This is a genomic window from Variovorax sp. dw_954, from assembly GCF_018449755.1.
In the GTDB taxonomy this organism is placed as follows: domain Bacteria; phylum Pseudomonadota; class Gammaproteobacteria; order Burkholderiales; family Burkholderiaceae_C; genus Variovorax.
On sequence record NZ_JAAVVD010000021.1, the window covers coordinates 36983 to 54138 of the forward strand.

A 17156-nucleotide genomic window follows, 5' to 3' on the forward strand; every position below is an offset into this window, starting at 1 on the left:
GATGACGGCGATCGAATTTCCGCCGAGCGCGATCGCTGCGCAGCGCCGGCGCAGCCAACTTGGCGCGCAAGGCGCCTTCGTCGCGGGAGGGACGGCGTTGCAACTCGCGCGGGACTCGTCTCCGCCGGCGGCCCTGACGCTGCTCGACGTGACTCGCGTGCCGGCGGCGCAAGGCATATCGCTGTCAGAGGGCAGCTTGCGCATTGGCGCGGCGGTAAGGCTCGAGTCGCTGCGTCGCGACGCACTGGTCGGTCTGCATGCGCCCCTGCTCATCGATGCGTGCAATGGCATCGCCGCGCTCTCGGTGCGGCACCTGGCGACGATCGGCGGCAACGCGGGCTGGGGCTTTGGCGACACGCTGCCCGCACTGCTGGCCCTCGGCGCCAACGTCGAATTGGCGGAAGACGAGGGCGAGCCCCTGGCGCAATGGCTGAAGCGCGACGATGGAACGCTGCTCGTGGCGCTGACGGTGAACGTTGCAAGTCCTCGCCGCGTCAGCTTCTTCGAGAAGGTCGGCCATCGCGCCGCGTTCTCGCCGACCCGCCTCACCGTCGCCCTGAGCGCCGACCTGGACCCAGAGGGGCGCCTGCAAGATGCGCGTGCTGCCGTGTCGGGGGCGGGCCTGCGCGCCCGACGGTTGCCGAATGTCGAACTGGCGCTCCACGATGCCGTGCCCACGGATGCCACCGGACTGCGGCTGCGTGATGCTTGCGCGGCCGATCTTGCACAAAGTCCCTCGCTGGCGCGGCTCGCTGCCGCCGTGATCGCCGGCAGGCTGAGCGGAGCCACTCGTGCTGGATAAGTTCGACCGCCACCCACCCCGACCGGACGCGCTGGCCAAGCTCGGCGGCAATCCGGGCTACCCGAGCGATCGCCTGCGCCCCGGGCAATTGCATGGCGCCATCCTCGGCAGTGCGCATCCCCATGCGCGAATCGTGTCGATCGACGTGCAGGCGGCACTCGCGCTGCCTGGCGTCCACGCGGTGGTCACGCACGCCGACATTCCGGGCGAGGCGCGCTACGGATTGCGCAAGCTCGATCGGCCGGTGCTGTGCGACGACAAGGTCCGCTGCGTGGGCGATCCGGTTGCCGCCGTTGCCGCAGAAACGCTGCAACTGGCCGAGCAGGCGACAGCGCTGATCCGCGTGGTGTACGCGCCGCTGCCGCTCGTGGACGACATGGCGGCGGCGCTCCTTGCGGGGAGCACTGCGGTCCACGACGGCGGCAACCTGCTCCACGCGACAGCGCACCGTCGCGGCGATGCCGATGCGGCGCGGCAGGCTTGCGTTCACATGGTCGAGGCCGAATACCAGTCGCCCCGACAGATGCACGCCTATCTGGAGACCGAAGGTGGTGTCGTCGAGCCGGACGGGCTGGGCGGCTGGGTGGTGCACTTCGGCTGCCACAACCCCGAGCGCGACCGCCAGGTGATCGCCGCGATGCTGGCCCTGCCGCCCGAGCGGGTGCGCGTGGTGGGCACGCCGGTGGGGGGCTCCTATGGCGGCAAGGACGAATTGACCATTCAGCCCATTGCCGCATTGCTGGCCTGGAAGGCGAGCCGGGCCGTCCGCCTCCAGTTGCGGCGGCCGCAGTCCGTGGACCTGGGCGTCAAGCGCCACAGCATGCGCATCCGCATGCGAACCGGGTGCGATGCGCAAGGGCTGCTGCGCCTGCACGAGGTGGACATCCTGGCCGACACCGGCGCGTATGCGACCCACGGGCCTGAGGTGCTCGATGCGGCGCAGGAGCATGCGGTCGGGCCTTACCGCTACGACGCCGTCGCTATCGATGGGCGCCTGGCCTACACCAACAACGGCATCGCGGGCGCCTTCCGCGGCTTCGGCGCCGTACAGGTGCAGTTTGCGCTGGAGCAGCAGGTGGACCGCCTGGCGCAGGCCGTGGGCATGGACGCCGCGGCATTTCGAAGGATCAACCTGGAAGCGCCCGACGGGCCGGGACCGTTGGGGCAGGTCGTCGTTCCTTCCAACGGGCCTTCGCTGGCGCTCGAAGCGGTCGCACGGCATCCGATGTGGCAGGGACCGCGCACATGGACAGAAGGTCGCTTGCGCCGCGGAGTCGGTCTGGCACTGGTGCATCGCAGCGATGGATTCGGCCGCGGCGGACCCAATGGCACACGACTCGTCGTCGCATTGGGCGAGGACGGCGCCGTGGAGCTGCGAACGGGCTTCACCGAGCTCGGGCAGAACCTGGTCGGCAGCATGCGCGCGCTCGCGGTGCGCTGCCTGGGCTGCGGCGGCGACGACGTGCGGGCAGTCATCGGAGACTCTGGGCTCGCGCCCGACTCGGGGCCCGTTGCGGCGTCGCGCGCCACCACGTTGATCTGGCGTGCGTTGACGACGGAAGGCCCGGCATGGCAGGAGCGCCTGTGCGCCATGGGGGCGTCCATGCTTGGCGCAGACGCCGGTTCGCTGCGCACTGGCGCCGGGGGACTGTGGAACGCGGAAGGACGTTGCCTGAGCTACGCAGCGCTTGCCGCCTCACTGGGCGACGCGCGACCGCAATGCCTGATCGAGCTGCACGGCGAGGAAACACCCAGCGACATCGAAGCGGCGCACTTCGTCTTCGGTGCCTGCGCCGCCTTGGCGCAGGTCGCTGTCGACACCTGGACCGGAGCCGTGCGGGTCGAACGGCTCGTGATCGCGGCGGCGCTTGGCCCCGTGGTGTCGCCGATGGGGCTCCTGGGCCAGATCGAGGGCGGGGCGCTGATCGGCCAGGGCATGGTTACGATCGAGTCGCTGGCCATGCAGGCTGGCCGCTATCTCGCGCGCAATCTCGACGGCTACCTGATTCCCACGCTGGCCGACATGCCGCAGATGGAGGTCATGGCCATCGAGGACCTGCCTGAAGGCGACGTCGTCGGTCCGCGGGGCGCTGGCGAGATCGGCGTGAACATCGCCGTGCCGGCGATCGCCAACGCGGTGGGCGTGGCGCTCGGTATGCACGTGAAGGCGCTGCCGGTGGCAGCGGACACGGTGCTGGATTTTCTGGAGCAATCGTCATGATGGAAGTGCACTTCGAGCTCAACAAGACAGCGGTGACCGTGTACTGCGAGGTGCAGCGCCGCCTGCTGCCGATGCTGCGGGAAGACTTCGGCCTGGTCGGAGCCAAGCCCGGTTGTGAGATCGGGCGCTGTGGCGCCTGCATGGTGTGGCTCGACGGCGAACCCGTCAATTCCTGCCTCGTGATGGCGTGGCAGCTCGAAGGCCGAAGTGTGACGACGATCGAGGCCACGGCGGTCGATCCGGCAAGCACACCGGTTCGCGATGCCCTTGCACGTTGCGGCGCGGTGCAATGCGGTTATTGCTCCGCAGGCATGGTGATGACGATGACTTACCTGCACACGCGCATCCCGAGACCGGACGCGGCGGAGGCTGGCGAGCTCATGTGCGGGAACCTTTGCCGCTGCACCGGGTATGGAGGCCTCAGTCGGGCAGTGGCTGAGCTTTTCTAATGGGGTGGCGGTCCTGAGACCGCACTGCAGCGTTATGCACAGCGCCTAGTTATGAACAGTTCTCGGGCTTGATCCGGCCGCAGGCCTCGATCTCCGTGGGCGCACTGCCATGAGGGTGCCGTTGAACTGGACATAAGTTCGTGGCCGGTGCAGGAATGGCGATTTCACAACTGGAGATCGCCATGGACTTGATCCACTCAATGCACCCGTTGGCCAGGGCTTGGTTGCTCGACGGCCCGCTGTCTTCGTACGTCGAGGCATTCCAGGCATTGCTGGAGCGCGGTCGGTACGCCGAAGGCAGTTCGGAGAAGGCCTTGCGTGCCTGGTCGCACTTTTCCCACTGGATGACGAAGTGCCAACTGTCTGCCGAGCAAATCGACGAGGCCATCGTCGAGCAGTTCCTGGATTCCCATCTGCCGCGCTGCGACTGCCATCCCGCGGCTCTGCGCACACGCAATGACTTGTGCGCCAGTCTCGGGCATCTGCTGGCTTTACTGCGGGAGCAGCATGTCATTGTTGAACTGCCTCGGCCCAGCGGTCCCGTGGCCGAGGAACTGGCCCGCTACAACATCCACATGCGCGACGCCCGGGGCCTGGCAATTGGCACCCGAGAGGATCGGCTCGCGCGCGTCAGCCAGCTGCTGCAACGCAAAGTCGCGGGCAAGGCCATCGCCATCGGCGAGTTGCAGCCGGAAGACGTTCGCGGCTTCATCGCGACGGAGCTTACGCGGGTCAACAGCGCGTCGCACGCCAGCGCGGTCACGGCGGCGCTGCGCGCCTACTTCCGATACCGCGGGACCTGCGGTGACGCAGTCAATGCCCTGCTCGGCGCCATCTCGTCGCCGGTGCGATGGAGCCAGGCATCGTTGCCGCGCACTCTGACGACCGAGGAAGTCCAGCGGCTCGAAGTGCATTGTGCCCAGGTCAAGGGGGCGCTGCTGCGCTTGGTGGCCATGGTGCGCCTGGCTCTGGATCTCGGACTGCGAGTGGGGGAGATCGCTAAGCTGGAGATTGGCGACTTCGACTGGCGCGCCGGCACGGTGACCCTGAAGAGGACGAAGTCCCAGCGGCAGGACGTCCTGCCGCTGCCGGCGGTCACCGGACAAGCGCTGTCGGAGTACATGAGACACGAGCGACCTGCAACCACGCTGTCGTCCCTGTTCGTCCGTCGGTTGGCGCCACACGACAAGCCCATCGGCGTCGACGGGGTGAGCCGTGCAATCGGGCGTGCCTTGCGAAGTGCCGGCATCTCGCGCAGTTGCCACTCGTTGCGTCACACGCTGGCCTGTCGTCTGGTCAACAACGGCAGTTCGATCAAGGAGGTTGCCGATGTGCTTCGGCATCGATCGCTGGACACCTCGCTGATCTACGCCAAGCTCGACTTGCAACTGCTTGCCGAGGTCGCTCTGCCTTGGCCTGGGAGCGCATCATGAGCGCCCCGTCACCCGCGAGCATCGACCTCACCGCCAAGGTCGAGCAGTACCTGGCTGAACGCCGGCGTCTCGGCTTCAAGCCCTGTTCTTCTGATCTCGCCGTGCGCCACTTCACCCGGTTCATGGCCGGCGAGGGCCGGGACAGCGCGTTGACGGTGGACGTGATGGTCCAGTGGGCGCGCCAGGTCCAGCCCCGGTACCTCGTGGGCGGTCAGGTCAATGTCGACACCGCAGCGCGTCGACTGGCAACGCTGCGCCCCTTCATGCGCTGGCTGCAGCAGTTCGATCCGACCGTCGAAGTGCCTGACGATTCCAGCTTCGGTCCGATCCCGCGCCGCGTGGCGCCTCACATCTACAGCGAAGCCGAGATCGCGGCACTGATCGTCGCGGCCCGTCGACTCGGCCCCTCGGATGGCCTTCGTGCCGCCACCTATGCGACGCTGTTCGGCCTGATCGCATCGGCCGGACTTCGGGTCTCTGAGGCGATCAACCTGGCCGACTCGGATGCGGATCTGGAAGGCGGTGTCCTGACCATACAGCAGACCAAGTTCGGCAAGTCCCGCATGGTGCCGCTGCACCCCAGTGTGATCAGCCCGCTGGCGGCCTACCGAGCCCTGCGCCGCCAGCACGTGCATCCGAAGCCGCAGATGACCTTCTTCGTCAGCTCGCGCGGCGTGCGCCGCGGCGAGCCGTTGGGAGACCGGTAGGTGCATCGAATGTTCTGCCAGCTGCGCGAGCAGTTGGGCTGGATCGATCGCGGCGGCCATGGCCAACCCCGAGTGCATGACCTACGCCACAGCTTCGCCGTGAGGCGGATGATCCTATGGCATCAACAGGGAGCGAACCTCGACCAACGAATGCTGGCCCTGTCCACGTACATGGGCCACATCAACATCTCCAGCACCTACTGGTACCTGAGCGGCGTGCCAGAGTTGATGGCGCTGGCCGGCGCTAAATTCGAGAGCTTCGCCAACATCGCGGAGAGTGACAATGAGTAGCTCTGACTACCGCAAGCCGGCTCCGCCGAGCTTCGCGACGCTGGTCCAGTCCTTCTTCGCCGAGCACCTGACACAGCAGCGCGCGTTGAGCCCACAGACTGTTGCGGCCTACCGGGACGCGTTCGTGCTGTTCCTGGACTTCGCCCAGGCGCGCCTGCACAAGACACCAATAACGCTGTTGCTAGCCGACCTGACGCCCGCGCTGATCCTGGACTTCCTCGATCATCTGGAACGCGATCGACACAACACCGTCCGCAGCCGCAATGCGCGACTGGCCGCGCTGCGCTCGTTCCTGAAGTTCGCGGCTCGGCGAGACGTAACGGCGCTTCGGATCGTCGAGCATGCGCTGGGCGTGCCGATGAAGCGCTTCGAGCGGCCGATGTTCGAGTTCCTGAGACGCGAGGAGATGCTGGCCGTGATCGGCGCGCCGGGAGCGGATTGGGTGAGCCAGCGAGACAACCTGCTGCTGGCCCTGCTGTACAACACCGGCGCCCGCGTGTCGGAGGCGATCGGCGTGAAGGTGGGCGACGTCGTGCTGGCCCCTGCCGCCTGCGTGCATTTGCATGGCAAGGGACGCAAGCAGCGGTCTGTGCCGCTCTGGCGATCAACGGTCAAGATGATCCGCGCCTGGCTGAAGTTCAACCCGGACCTGACTCCCACGTCGGCGCTGCTGCCCAACCGTGGAGGACAGGCGATGACGCGATCCAACGTGACGCAGCGCCTGGCATTGGCCGTCAAGGCCGCCGCGCTCACGATGCCGAGCCTGGCCGGGAGAACTATCTCACCGCACTGCCTGAGGCACTCGACGGCCATGCACCTTCTGCAGTCGGGCGTGGACATCAGCGTGATCGCCCTGTGGCTCGGACACGAGAGTCCGGCGACAACGCATCAGTACGTAGAGGCCGATCTCGCCATGAAGGAGAAGGCGCTAGCCAGGCTTCAGGATCCCAACTTGGTCCCACGTCGGTTCCGGGCAGACGACGAGCTGTTGAAGTTCCTCAAGACGTTGTGATTTCGCTCAGTTCAGAGGCGCGACCGCCGTCTCCGTACGAGGCCGGCAACGTCGCGCTGCTGGACCAACTGTTCATAACTACGCGCTGTGCATAATGCAGAGAGTCTTTAGCCGAGCGGCTGCGGCGCGCAGTCGTTGTTTCGAGAAGACGCGCCTCGTCCGCGGGCGGTTGGCTAAAGATCCCGTTGAACTGAACCGCCTGCGCAGCGGTGGTGCTATGGGAATTGAATCAGCGCCGACCTGCTGAAGTCGCGGAGACCTGCGGCGTCAGGGCGGTCCGGTTGATCCCGACTTTGAGGGCCAGCGACAGTGACGTGTGCGATGGGAGTGCCATGTGCGCGTACCGACTGATACCTTCAGCGATCATTGGCGCGAACACGCAAAGGGAGACCTGTCGCTGGGCGCGACGTGGCGAGAAGTGCTGGCACTGACGGTTCGAGATCATGTTCATGCGGGCGTGCTCGGTGGACCCCGTGGCAAGGTGCCAGCCGAGAAGGATTCGATGCGCACCATCTGACCACGCCCGCAATGCGGGCAGTCGCGCAGCGACACGCCCGTGAGGCGCTGATAGTGGTCCCGATAGTCCATCGATGCAGCCGGCAACTCGACGACCGGTGCGGGCTCGGCCAGCAATTGGCGACACCGCTCGAGCTTGATCTCGCGGTAGCGGTTGGCCAGCAGACCATAGTGGCGAATGCGTTGGAAGCCCGTCGGCAGTACATGCAGTAGGAAGCGACGAACGAACTCTTGCGCGTCTAGGCACATGACCTTGCGACGCGACTCGTGACGGTAATCCTTCCATGCAAAGGCAACCCGGCCGTCGGCGAAGTCGATCAGGCGGTTGTTGGAGATCGCCACCCTATGGGTGTAGCGCCCGAGGTAGTCCAGCACCCGTTGAGGCCCACCGAACGGCGCCTTGGCGTAGACGATCCATTCGGCATTCGCGACCGGAGCGAGGTAGCGGGCAAAGGAATCCGGATCCTGTAGCGCCGCAAGACTGTTGAAGAAGCGCAGTTCTCCCTCGTCGAAGGCCTGCCGCAACTGCGTGAGGAACAGGCGCCGGAACAGCCGCGACAGCACGCGCACCGGCAGGAAGAAGCCCGGGCGGCAGGCGATCCAGCGCTGGCCATCCGGGGCCACCCCGCCGCCGGGCACGACGCAGTGCAGGTGCGGGTGGTGCAGCAGGTTCTGGCCCCAGGTGTGGAGGATCGCAATGAAGCCGATCTCGGCGCCCAGGTGCCGGCGATCAGCGGCGATGGTGCGCAAGGTTTCGGCGGTGGCGTGGAACAGGATGTCGTAGACCACGGCCTTGTTCTGGTACGCGATGGCGGCAATCTCCTGCGGCACGGTGAAGACGACGTGGAAGTACTCGACCGGCAGCAGTTCCGCCTGCCGGTCTTCGAGCCACCGTGCGCGAACCAGCGACTGGCACTTCGGACAGTGGCGGTCCCTGCAGCTGTTGAACGCGATGCGCTGGTGGCCGCAGGCATCGCACTGCTCGACGTGGCCGCCCAGCGCCGCCGTGCGGCAACGCTCGATGGCGCGCATGACGCGACGCTGCCCGCCGCTGATCGCCTCAGCGTGGTCCTGACGGTAGGCAGGCCCGACCTGGCGGAAGATGTCCGCCACTTCGAGCCCGGTGGCTCGCATCGCTGCCGGCTCAGAATACCGGGGGCAGCGTCGGCTCGGATGGCAGCAGCGGGACCTCAGGCAACAGATCCAGCGGGCTGGTTGTTGCGCACACCGTGCTGGTCGCGATCTTCAGGTAGCGTGAAGTGGTCGATAGGCTGCGATGCCCGAGTAGCAACTGGATGCGTCGAACATCGGTGCCCGACTCCAGCAGATGCGTAGCGAACGCGTGGCGTAGCGAATGCGGGGTGATCGGCTTGGCGATACAGGCCGCGCGGTGTGCTCTGCGGCACGCCAGTTCCACGGCATCCGTAGTGATCGGTCGGCCGGGGATGTCGCCTGGAAACAGCCAGGTCTTGGGTCGCACCACCTTCCAGTACGAGCGCAGCACCTCCAGCAATCGTGGCGAGAGCATCACGTAGCGGTCACGGCGGCCCTTGCCTTGATTGATCCGAAGCACCATGCGCTGGCTGTCGATGTCGGTCACCTTCAGATGCGTTACCTCAGAAACGCGCAGGCCGGCGGCATAGGCGGTGGTGAGAATCGTGCGCTGCTTGAGGTTGTTGACACACCCAAGGAAATGCATGACCTCCTCGGGGCTGAGCACGACCGGCAGCTTGAGCGGCTTCTTTGTAGGCGATCAATTAAGCGCGTCCTTACCGATCGTTCTCGATTTGGGTCATCAGCGTTCGTTCCAGCGCAGTCACAATGATGAAGATGGCCTCTACCCCAAGCCCTGAACACTCGCGGTCTGTCGGCGCGCAGCCGCGCGTTGCAGTTGATGCCTCCAGTTTGATCGAGTCGTTGGATGCAAGCGGGTATACGGACCTGCGCATGCTCAAAGGGAAGTTGTGTGCCGTAAAGCGATTCAACTTCACCACCGCGATCGTCGTTGGAATGGACGTTGTCGGATACGAGCGTCGATACTGCTATGAGCAGCGCGGCGATGCTCAGGCCGCTCTCTTGGCGTGGGATGGTGAAGACCATCCCTCGGGGCCATGGATCAAGTGCAAAGGCGCAGGGATTGACCTTTTGAACCCGGCGTTCTGCTGAGTGCTCAGCTGTCCAGGCCTGTCCTCTTCAGACTTACGATTCAACTACGAGGCGGTCAGCTCAATGTTCCAAGGCAACAGGGCTTCGTAGTCGTCGGCCGTTTGTGCCAGTGGCAGCTTCTTGAACAAGGCAACGAGGTAGTGATACGGCTCGACTTTGTTGGCCTTGGCCGTCTCGATGAGTGAATAAAGATTGGCGCTGGCGTTCGCACCGCCAACGGTGTCGGCGAACAACCACGACTTGCGACCAACAACAAATGGGCGAATTGCGTTTTCCACCGGGTTGGAGTCCAGCGGCCAGGTCCCGTTGTCCAGGAACCGGATGAGCTTGGGCCACTGCCCGTGCAGATAGTGCAGCGCCTCGCCCAGCAGGCTCGAGGGCGCGACGGCGTGCAGGTTCGCGAGCAGCAGCTGTTCGATCTGCTTGACCACTGCGGTGCTGTAGCGCTGGCGCAGCCGCTGACGGCGCTGCGGCGCCCACCCCTTGGCCAGCGCCTCCGCGCGATAAAGTTTGCCGATCAGTCTGATGATCCGTGTGGCCAGCTGGTCCGGCGACCGGGCGGCCTTCGGGATCGACTCCTCGGCCTTGATAAAAGGCCTGCGCGCATGCACCCAGCATCCAAGATGCGTCAGGCCATGGTCCGCGGCGATGCCGTCGTAGACCTGATACCCGTCGCTCACGAGCGTTGCGCCGCGCCGGATGCCGGCATACAGCTTCTCGGCATGCACAGCACCGCGACCCGGCGCATAGGCGAACAGTCGCACCGGCGGCCCGCTGCCGTTCATCTGAGCCCACATGAAGCTCTTGGTCTGTGCCTTGCGCCCAGGTTCCTTGAGCACCTGCACGGTCGTCTCGTCCCCGTAGATCAGGTCCGAGTCCAGCAGGTGGTCACGCAGCAGGTTGATGATGGGCTGCACGGCTTGGCCGATGCGCACGACGCCAGCGGCCAAGGTGTTGCTGACGATGTCGCCGCCGAAGCGACGCAACAGCACGGCCGTGCGGTACAGGGGCATGCCAAACTGGTACTTGCCCGTGATGACCCAGGCCTGCGCCTCCTCGGTGAGCAGACCTCGCGGGATGATGCGAGCTGGTGTCGGCGCGACCTTCAGGCTCAGGTCGCAGCAGGGGCACGCGTACTTGATGCGATGGTGCTGGAGCACGCGCACCTGCTCGGGGATGACATGCATCTGCTCGGTGACCTCGGCGCCGATCTCCACCAACGCGTGGCCGTCGTGAGCACAGACACGCTCGGACTCAGGCAGCTCGTGGCGAACGATGTCGCGCGGCAGTGCGGGGTCCAGCGGCTTGCGTCCGCGCTTCTTGCGCTGGTGGCCCGCGACTGGCGTTGAGTCCTCATCATCGATTTCGGCCGGCAGTGTTTGCGCGGTTGGCGCGAGTGCCTCGGCCTCGTTGAGGAACAGGTCCTTCTGCTCAGTGCCGCGAGCCTCGCTCTTGGCGGCGAACAACTGGCGTTGCAATGCGCGCAGCCGCTCCAGTGCCAGGTCCCGCTCGGTGGTCACGACGCGCAGTTCGCCGACGAGAGATTCGCTGCGCCGAGTGGCCTCGGCCAAGGCTTGCTGCAGGGCTGCGAATTCTTCGGCGGTGGGCATTTGAACCATCGCCTGCTTCGATCAACATGACCTGCAGGCGTTCCTCGAACATCGCATTGTCGAGGAAGAATTCGACAACTTTTTTGCAAGCTGCCGTTGAGCGTTCAGGCCACTCGCTCGTAGAAGCGACGAGGGTGCTTCTGCACCACCGCGAGGTCAATGCCATCGAGCAACCAGTGCAGTTGCTCCACCGTCAACGTCGGCACGGTGAGGACGTCGGGCCAGATAAAACGATCTTCCTCAAGACGTTTCATCAACAGCCAAAATCCGTTGCGCTGCCAACCCAAAATCTTCACGCGATCACGTCGCCGATTCCTGAAGACGTACACCGCCGCGGCGAACGGATCCAGCCCGAGGGACTGCTCGACGAGGATTGCCAGACCATTGAGGCCGACCCGGAAGTCGATGGCCTCGCGATGCAGGTAGACCTTCAGCCCTTCTTCGAAGCGGAACACCGCATTCTCCCGAGCGCCTCGATCATCGCCAATGCCTGCTGCATGTCGCAGCCACGCAAGTCGACCACAACTCCGTTGGGAAGGCGTGCCTGCATGTCCATGGACAACGTCTCTTCCTGGCGCGTCGCTGCGACTTCGAGTGCCACGAATGCCGGCGTCTTCGCATCGACAACGTCCACGCTCGGCGCCGTGCTCTTGGCCAACTGTCGCTCATACAGGCGAACCCAACTGTTCACCTGGTTCGCGTTGACGCCGCAATCGCGAGCAAGCTTCGCGATCGATGCCCCGGGCTCGCGACACGCGAGGACCAGCTCGCGCTTGGCCTGCTCGTCATAGATGCTGCGACCATCGCGCTTGTGCCCGACTACCAGGCGCCTGGCCAAATCCAAAATCAACTCTGACATTACGTGCCCACGTTCTTGTACATGGGTACGTAGCCTCACACCTCATCGCGCTTGAGGGAAGAACGTGGTTTATTGCGCGCTTACGCTTCTTTGGCATCGGGATGGCGTCGGGCGCCCACTCGCGCTTGAGCGTGACCTTGTAGAGGAAACGCAGCGCCGCCGTCGCGATGCTGACTGAGCCCGGAGCGAGCTTGCGGGTCTTCGTCAGATGCACCTGATAGGTCCGAATCTGCTCTGGTCCAAGCTCCTCAGGGGAGCGTTCAAAGTGTCGGGCGTAGCGCGAGACCTGTTGCAGGTACGACACCTGTGTGTTCTCGGCGAGATTGCGAATGCCCATGTCCTCGAGCATTCGCTGGCGTAGCGGTGTCATGGTGAAGCTCCTTTGCAAGTGAACGGATGAAGCGCTGCGAACAGCAACTACATCGTTCCCCATCGGAGACTTCGCGGGAAATGCACAGCGTTGGATTGGCGCTCGCCTGTGATCAGGCACTACCGCGAGCCAGCGGTTTAGTTCAACGCTGCTTATGGAAAGCTCTCCATAAGCAGCGAGAGCCGTCCTTCCCGTCCGCCCGGCGAACTCACGCTGTGATGCCGGTTGCGGTCGTCTGGAGGTGCGTCGGCCTCTGAATCGACGGCCGCTTCCAGAGTGATGCAGACGTTGCCCGTCTCGTTGGCCTGAGCGACCGCGTCAAGAAGTTGAGGAAATCCGTTCTGGCCCAACGGGGCGTGGAGTGGGCAGCCTATCAGCCTCTTGTGGCCTGCAGGCCCTGAGCGACACTGCGCCCAATCGGCTGTCCGCAGTGGCTCGCTGAGCACCGTGTATCTCAGCCTTCTCCGGGCTGTGGAGCTACCAAGGAATGGGAGTGACCCTGGTTTCAGCGGCGCCGGAGGCCGCAGGGCAAAGACATCGTCCATCCTTGCTCCTTGCGAATTGGTACACATTTTCGGGGCTCGCTGAGAGTGACAAGGGTTTTCCCTTATATGATCGACGGTCCCGCGCGACCACCGGCTCGCCTGCACGCGAGCATTTTGCAGCTTCGGAAAACAGTTTTTCCGATTCAATAGCGCCGTCGATCAATTCCAGCAATTCTTTGGGGCTCATCGCTGTTTCATGCCGTTGTCGACGCCTTTCTAAAAAGTAAAATTTAAGAATGAGAATGAGTCATAGTCAAAAAAGAAGGCTGATTAAGTCGATTTTCGAGAATGTTCAGAATTTGATTTTGTGCGCATTGTTGATTGCCGCAGGACTTTTCGAAAATGCCAATTCAACGGGTTTGATGGGCTGGATTGCCGTGGATCGGACGCTTGGTATTGGCTTGATACTGGCCGGGTTTGCCCTCGCCGTCCTGAATCTCAGAGTCGGCCTGTTACAACTCGCGAAGCTGCCGTTTCGGAGAATTTCCATGACGCTTCTGTCCTGTGTCTACGTGCTGGGGTCTGCGCGGCTCATCACGGTAATGACCGCTTTTCGATCTGTTAACTCGTAAGAGGGCTTACGGGCTACCGGGTGGGCACCAGGACCTCAGCCTCAGATTGCATTCCGCAATCCCGATGTCGCCAGAATTTGCGGATGTCGCTATAGAGCAGCTCGTAGCTCTGCGGCTCGCGATTGGCTTGGAGTACCTGTTGCCGGGTTGCGCTGAAAACTGTTATGGGACACCCTGCCCAACACTCCGAAGGAGCGCTGGCCGGGTTCGACGGTGAACTCACAGCCGCGCATGACCGGATATTCGGCCGGCGGCCGCGAACTGGGGCTCGCGATTGCTTGCTGCCAATGGCAGCGCAAGGTGCTATGAAAAAGTCGGGCCCTGAACGCCATTTCGCGAAATCGGGAAGCAGTCGTTCGCGCGTGACGGCGTCCTGTCGTGCGTCGCCGCCGCCGTCAGCGACGATCGCTGTTGTCCCCGACTCAGATTTCTTCAATGACGGCGAAGGCCAAGTTCCGAGTGCACACCGGAAATTCGCGAGAAACAAGCGTCGAAGTAAGCTTTCGATGGTTGCCATCGTTCGGCGGACAAATTCGAGGGACAGCAGACAGTCTTGGAGCGCCCTCGCTTCCTGGAAAGGCGACTCAAGGTGTTGTGCACAGCGGGCGTTGTCTGCGTGCTCGTCATGGCTATGAGGCAATGCGAAAACAGGGCAGCATTCGCATTCGACTTCCCCCATGAGCGCGGCACCATGGAACAAGCTGAACTGACCGTTGCAGGTATCCGGTCACCGATCATGCGAGGAGGTGAGGCGCCATCGAGGCAGGCCATCGTCTTCGTGCATGGAAACCCGGGGTCGTCTAAGGACTGGATTTCGTTGTTGCGGGAGGTCCAGACCTTAAGCCGTGCCATTGCACCCGACATGCCAGGCTTTGGACAAGCCGACAAGCCAGGCGACTTCGACTACTCGGTTGCTGGCTATGCGAGGCATCTGGACATGTTGCTGGTTGCAGAAGGCATCGAGCGCGTGCACTTGGTACTGACGATTTTGGTGGTCTTTGGGGCCTCGAATGGGCGGCGCAACACGTTGGAAGGGTCGCCAGCGTGACGCTCATCAATATCGGAATCATGCCTGGATACCGCTGGCACTACATGGCGAAGATCTGGCGTACGCCGTTGCTTGGTGCATTGTTCATTGCCACGACCCGGCCCGCGTTGAGGCTCGCGCTGCGCCATGGCAATCCGCGTGGGCTGCCCGATGCGTACTTTGATGAGATGTATAGAAATTTCGATTCAGGAACGCGACGGGCCGTTCTCAAGCTCTATCGCAACACCGGAGATATTGGGGCACTGTCCAAAAGGTGGATTAGCCAGATTTCCGTCGCAAAGCTGCCTGCGCTCGTGGTTTGGGGCGCGCGCGACCCGTATGTGCCGATCAGATTTGCCGAGATGCAACGCGCATGGTTTGCGGTCCAGCGCGTCGTGCGGCTCCAGGACAGCGGGCACTGGCCGATGATTGACAACCCGACCGCGGTCTTGGAAGCAGTCGTCCCATTCCTGCGCAGCCAGACACACTTGCAATGACCCTCAGTCCCGACCGACCGCCCATTGAATTTCCATCGGCCGGTATTGGACCTTCTCGACTCTCGCAGTCCGCCGCATCGCGCGATGATTCTTATCTCGCACTCGGTGACCTCGCAGAAGGGAGCGCGAGGCGCCCGTGCCGCGTTCAGAAATGCGACATCGCCGGTCCCCCGAGCACGCGCGTGGGCCGCATCCACATGAGCTTGCGCTGGGCGCGCTGGGGGCCGTGTGCCTGGTGGCGCCAGTGCCCACGACGCCAATGCGGCCGCCGGCTCGGATGTTCGCCGTCGCCTGCCGCATGCGCATGCTCAGCTTCGACGGCCTCCACCGATTGCTGGAAGTCCAGTCCGACGCGGTGAACCTGCAGGTATCCCAGTGACTTCATCTTGGAAGCGGTCCGCCTGGCTTCCTTCTCGCCTTGGCCAAGCTTTGCAACCATCTTCGCGGGCGCATCGACTTCCCATCCGAACCGCGCATCGCCGGGATAGGTGGTCAGGTATGCCATGCAATTGCCTGCGAGCGACAGCGCCTGCTTCAGCACGGGCGTGTTGACCCGCAGATCGTTCTCCATCTGGTCACGAATTTCCAGCGACATGTTCCAGTCGTTGCGGCCCGCCTGCGAGGCTGCAAAGACCTCGCGCAACTCGTCGCTCGCCGCCCCGATGGCGAGGTCGACCGCCCGATCGAAGGGCAGTGCGCGCGATGCTTCCGGGAACTTGAGCAGGAAGTTATCCCGCTCCCTCATCGACAGCCAGGATTCCGACGTGCGCGCGATCAGCGCAACATGCCACTGCGTTTCGACGGTTGCCACGATAGCGCCTTCGACGGGGTTCTTGCCGTAAAGCAACAGATCGGGCTGCGGCCCCCAGTGCAGGTAGTAGATGTGGTTCGGCAAACGCAGGTCAGCGATGCGCGTGTCGCCGGTGTCGGAGTGCGTCAGGGCCTCGAGCAGGGCGGGACTGATGTCGTACAACGGGGTGTCGTTCCACTCGAGCGTCACGAGGGTCTGCGCGATTGGGGACTCGCGGTGCAGGAAGTGTTGCCGGTTCACGCTGGCGGCGATGCCATTCGCCTCGGCCGAGGCCATGATCGTGTCCCGCACCAGCTGCACGACAGGTACCGAGGGATCGTGCGCAGCCCTGTAGACCGCGGCGACGAATGCGTTGTTGTAGTACGGCCTTGCTGCGCGGAAGTATTGCGGGAAGTAGCGGTTTCTCATGTGGGGATGGTGTCGACGCGGACTGTACGAAGTAGGGGATCAGTGAGCGCAGCATGGGGCCCCGGGGTGCCGCGCCTGTCCTCAAGGTTTGCTGCGGCGGCCGTGCGGCACGTCGCGGATGGTTGGGGAGTCGCGCTCGAGGTCCACCAGCAGGCCAGGAACGGTCGGCAGCCTCAGGGCCTCCACTTTTGTGAATTCCTGGGTGTTGTCAGTCACAAACGCATCTCGAAAGTACCGATGCGCACTGCATCGCCATCCGCGAGGACCTGATTCTGGACACGCTCGCCGTTGACGTACGTGCCGTTGCTGCTGCCGAGGTCTTCGATCGTGACGAAGGCAGGCGCCACGATGATGCGGGCGTGCCTGCGGCTTGCGCTGACCGAGTCCACCACGATGTCGTTCTGCGCGGCCCGGGCCAGGGAGTTGGCATTTGCCCGGAGCGGGATCTCGGTCCGACTTCCATGCGCGGCCGGAATGAACAACTTGGGCATCAAGATTCCTTTTGCTAAAGACGGGCAAGCACGCCGACGGTTCTCCGAAGGCAACGCATCGCGCAGGCAATGGGCGCCTGACGTCACGCCTCGCGCTCTTCGAGCCAGTGTGTACCTTCGCCGTAAACCTCGTCGCCGGCGCGCACCATGCGCTCGGCCAGCTCGCGATTGATCGGGTTGTCCGGAATCCACAACCCGCTGGTGACCGGCTGGCCATCCTCGTCGAACTGCGCTCGTGACCAGCGCACGCGAATTTCCATCATGGTGCTTGCGCGCCATATTGGCATAGCAGCAGTGGCCGCGCAACCGCCTGCCGGGCTTGAGGCCACATGCGCACTGGGTGCGCTCGCGTGCCGTCCAATGCGACGA

Annotated in this window: 19 protein-coding genes and 1 pseudogene; 10 read left to right on the forward strand and 10 right to left on the reverse strand. The window is 64.0% G+C overall.

What is annotated here, in order from left to right; genetic code table 11:
* The first annotated feature begins 1 nt into the window (after position 1).
* The 7 genes from HB681_RS26920 to HB681_RS26945 all read left to right on the forward strand — a co-directional run bounded on the left by HB681_RS26920 (position 2) and on the right by HB681_RS26945 (position 6915).
* Positions 2 to 802 carry an FAD binding domain-containing protein gene (locus HB681_RS26920; protein ID WP_213957946.1) on the forward strand — a complete coding sequence of 267 codons (801 nt, stop codon included), beginning with the start codon at positions 2 to 4 and terminating at the stop codon, positions 800 to 802.
* Positions 792 to 3023, forward strand: a complete 2232-nt coding sequence (locus HB681_RS26925) for a molybdopterin cofactor-binding domain-containing protein (protein WP_213957947.1) — start codon at positions 792 to 794, stop codon at positions 3021 to 3023. The genes HB681_RS26920 and HB681_RS26925 overlap by 11 nt, the downstream gene beginning before the upstream one ends.
* 5 nt (positions 3024 to 3028) lie before the next feature.
* The gene (locus tag HB681_RS26930) at positions 3029 to 3472 is read left to right on the forward strand and encodes a 2Fe-2S iron-sulfur cluster-binding protein (RefSeq protein ID WP_345944754.1); all 444 of its coding nucleotides are present in this window, start codon (positions 3029 to 3031) and stop codon (positions 3470 to 3472) included.
* A 182-nt stretch (positions 3473 to 3654) separates the two neighbouring features.
* On the forward strand, positions 3655 to 4905 hold the full coding sequence (locus tag HB681_RS26935) for a tyrosine-type recombinase/integrase (protein ID WP_256354564.1): 1251 nt from the start codon (positions 3655 to 3657) through the stop codon (positions 4903 to 4905).
* On the forward strand, positions 4902 to 5612 hold the full coding sequence (locus HB681_RS26940; RefSeq protein ID WP_256354565.1) for a tyrosine-type recombinase/integrase: 711 nt from the start codon (positions 4902 to 4904) through the stop codon (positions 5610 to 5612). Before HB681_RS26935 ends, HB681_RS26940 begins: the two co-directional genes overlap by 4 nt.
* A gap of 9 nt (positions 5613 to 5621) precedes the next feature.
* On the forward strand, positions 5622 to 5903 hold the full coding sequence (locus HB681_RS38370) for a hypothetical protein (RefSeq protein ID WP_256354566.1): 282 nt from the start codon (positions 5622 to 5624) through the stop codon (positions 5901 to 5903).
* Entirely contained in the window at positions 5896 to 6915 is a 1020-nt protein-coding gene (locus HB681_RS26945) for a tyrosine-type recombinase/integrase (RefSeq protein WP_213957949.1), read from the forward strand. The genes HB681_RS38370 and HB681_RS26945 overlap by 8 nt, the downstream gene beginning before the upstream one ends.
* A gap of 447 nt (positions 6916 to 7362) precedes the next feature.
* Here HB681_RS26945 and HB681_RS26950 read toward each other — a convergent pair whose 3' ends face one another.
* Positions 7363 to 8565 (reverse strand): IS91 family transposase, encoded by a 1203-nt coding sequence (locus HB681_RS26950; protein ID WP_213957950.1) that lies wholly within the window; start codon positions 8563 to 8565, stop codon positions 7363 to 7365.
* 10 nt (positions 8566 to 8575) lie between these two features.
* A complete protein-coding gene (locus HB681_RS26955) occupies positions 8576 to 9151 on the reverse strand; it encodes a tyrosine-type recombinase/integrase (RefSeq protein ID WP_345944755.1) in 576 nt (191 codons plus the stop codon).
* Between the two features lie 101 nt (positions 9152 to 9252).
* Between HB681_RS26955 and HB681_RS26960 the strand changes: the two genes are divergently transcribed.
* The gene (locus HB681_RS26960; protein WP_213957951.1) at positions 9253 to 9597 is read left to right on the forward strand and encodes a hypothetical protein; all 345 of its coding nucleotides are present in this window, start codon (positions 9253 to 9255) and stop codon (positions 9595 to 9597) included.
* A gap of 44 nt (positions 9598 to 9641) precedes the next feature.
* Here HB681_RS26960 and HB681_RS26965 read toward each other — a convergent pair whose 3' ends face one another.
* The 4 genes from HB681_RS26965 to HB681_RS26980 all read right to left on the reverse strand — a co-directional run bounded on the left by HB681_RS26965 (position 9642) and on the right by HB681_RS26980 (position 12436).
* Positions 9642 to 11207: an IS66 family transposase gene (locus HB681_RS26965; protein WP_213957952.1), complete on the reverse strand. Its 1566-nt coding sequence runs from the start codon at positions 11205 to 11207 to the stop codon at positions 9642 to 9644.
* Positions 11208 to 11311: 104 nt separating this feature from the next.
* The gene (gene tnpB, locus HB681_RS26970; RefSeq protein ID WP_213957953.1) at positions 11312 to 11662 is read right to left on the reverse strand and encodes an IS66 family insertion sequence element accessory protein TnpB; all 351 of its coding nucleotides are present in this window, start codon (positions 11660 to 11662) and stop codon (positions 11312 to 11314) included.
* The gene (locus HB681_RS26975) at positions 11638 to 12066 is read right to left on the reverse strand and encodes a transposase (RefSeq protein WP_213957954.1); all 429 of its coding nucleotides are present in this window, start codon (positions 12064 to 12066) and stop codon (positions 11638 to 11640) included. Before HB681_RS26975 ends, tnpB begins: the two co-directional genes overlap by 25 nt.
* Positions 11993 to 12436, reverse strand: coding sequence for a site-specific integrase (locus tag HB681_RS26980; RefSeq protein WP_213957955.1), 444 nt, complete (start codon positions 12434 to 12436; stop codon positions 11993 to 11995). Before HB681_RS26980 ends, HB681_RS26975 begins: the two co-directional genes overlap by 74 nt.
* 787 nt (positions 12437 to 13223) lie before the next feature.
* Between HB681_RS26980 and HB681_RS26985 the strand changes: the two genes are divergently transcribed.
* Both HB681_RS26985 and HB681_RS38825 read left to right on the forward strand, forming a co-directional pair.
* The gene (locus HB681_RS26985) at positions 13224 to 13553 is read left to right on the forward strand and encodes a hypothetical protein (RefSeq protein ID WP_213957956.1); all 330 of its coding nucleotides are present in this window, start codon (positions 13224 to 13226) and stop codon (positions 13551 to 13553) included.
* 736 nt (positions 13554 to 14289) lie between these two features.
* Positions 14290 to 15077 (forward strand): annotated as a pseudogene (locus tag HB681_RS38825) (alpha/beta hydrolase).
* 145 nt (positions 15078 to 15222) lie between these two features.
* On the opposite strand, the gene HB681_RS27000 reads toward HB681_RS38825, so the two are convergent.
* The 4 genes from HB681_RS27000 to HB681_RS27010 form a co-directional block, all read right to left on the reverse strand.
* The gene (locus tag HB681_RS27000) at positions 15223 to 16296 is read right to left on the reverse strand and encodes a hypothetical protein (protein WP_213957958.1); all 1074 of its coding nucleotides are present in this window, start codon (positions 16294 to 16296) and stop codon (positions 15223 to 15225) included.
* An 81-nt stretch (positions 16297 to 16377) separates the two neighbouring features.
* Positions 16378 to 16512 carry a hypothetical protein gene (locus HB681_RS38375; RefSeq protein ID WP_256354567.1) on the reverse strand — a complete coding sequence of 45 codons (135 nt, stop codon included), beginning with the start codon at positions 16510 to 16512 and terminating at the stop codon, positions 16378 to 16380.
* Positions 16509 to 16778 carry an FHA domain-containing protein gene (locus HB681_RS27005; protein ID WP_213957959.1) on the reverse strand — a complete coding sequence of 90 codons (270 nt, stop codon included), beginning with the start codon at positions 16776 to 16778 and terminating at the stop codon, positions 16509 to 16511. Before HB681_RS27005 ends, HB681_RS38375 begins: the two co-directional genes overlap by 4 nt.
* A 92-nt stretch (positions 16779 to 16870) precedes the next feature.
* Complete coding sequence (locus tag HB681_RS27010) at positions 16871 to 17050, reverse strand: hypothetical protein (RefSeq protein ID WP_213957960.1); 180 nt, start codon at positions 17048 to 17050, stop codon at positions 16871 to 16873.
* Between the last annotated feature and the right edge of the window lie 106 nt (positions 17051 to 17156).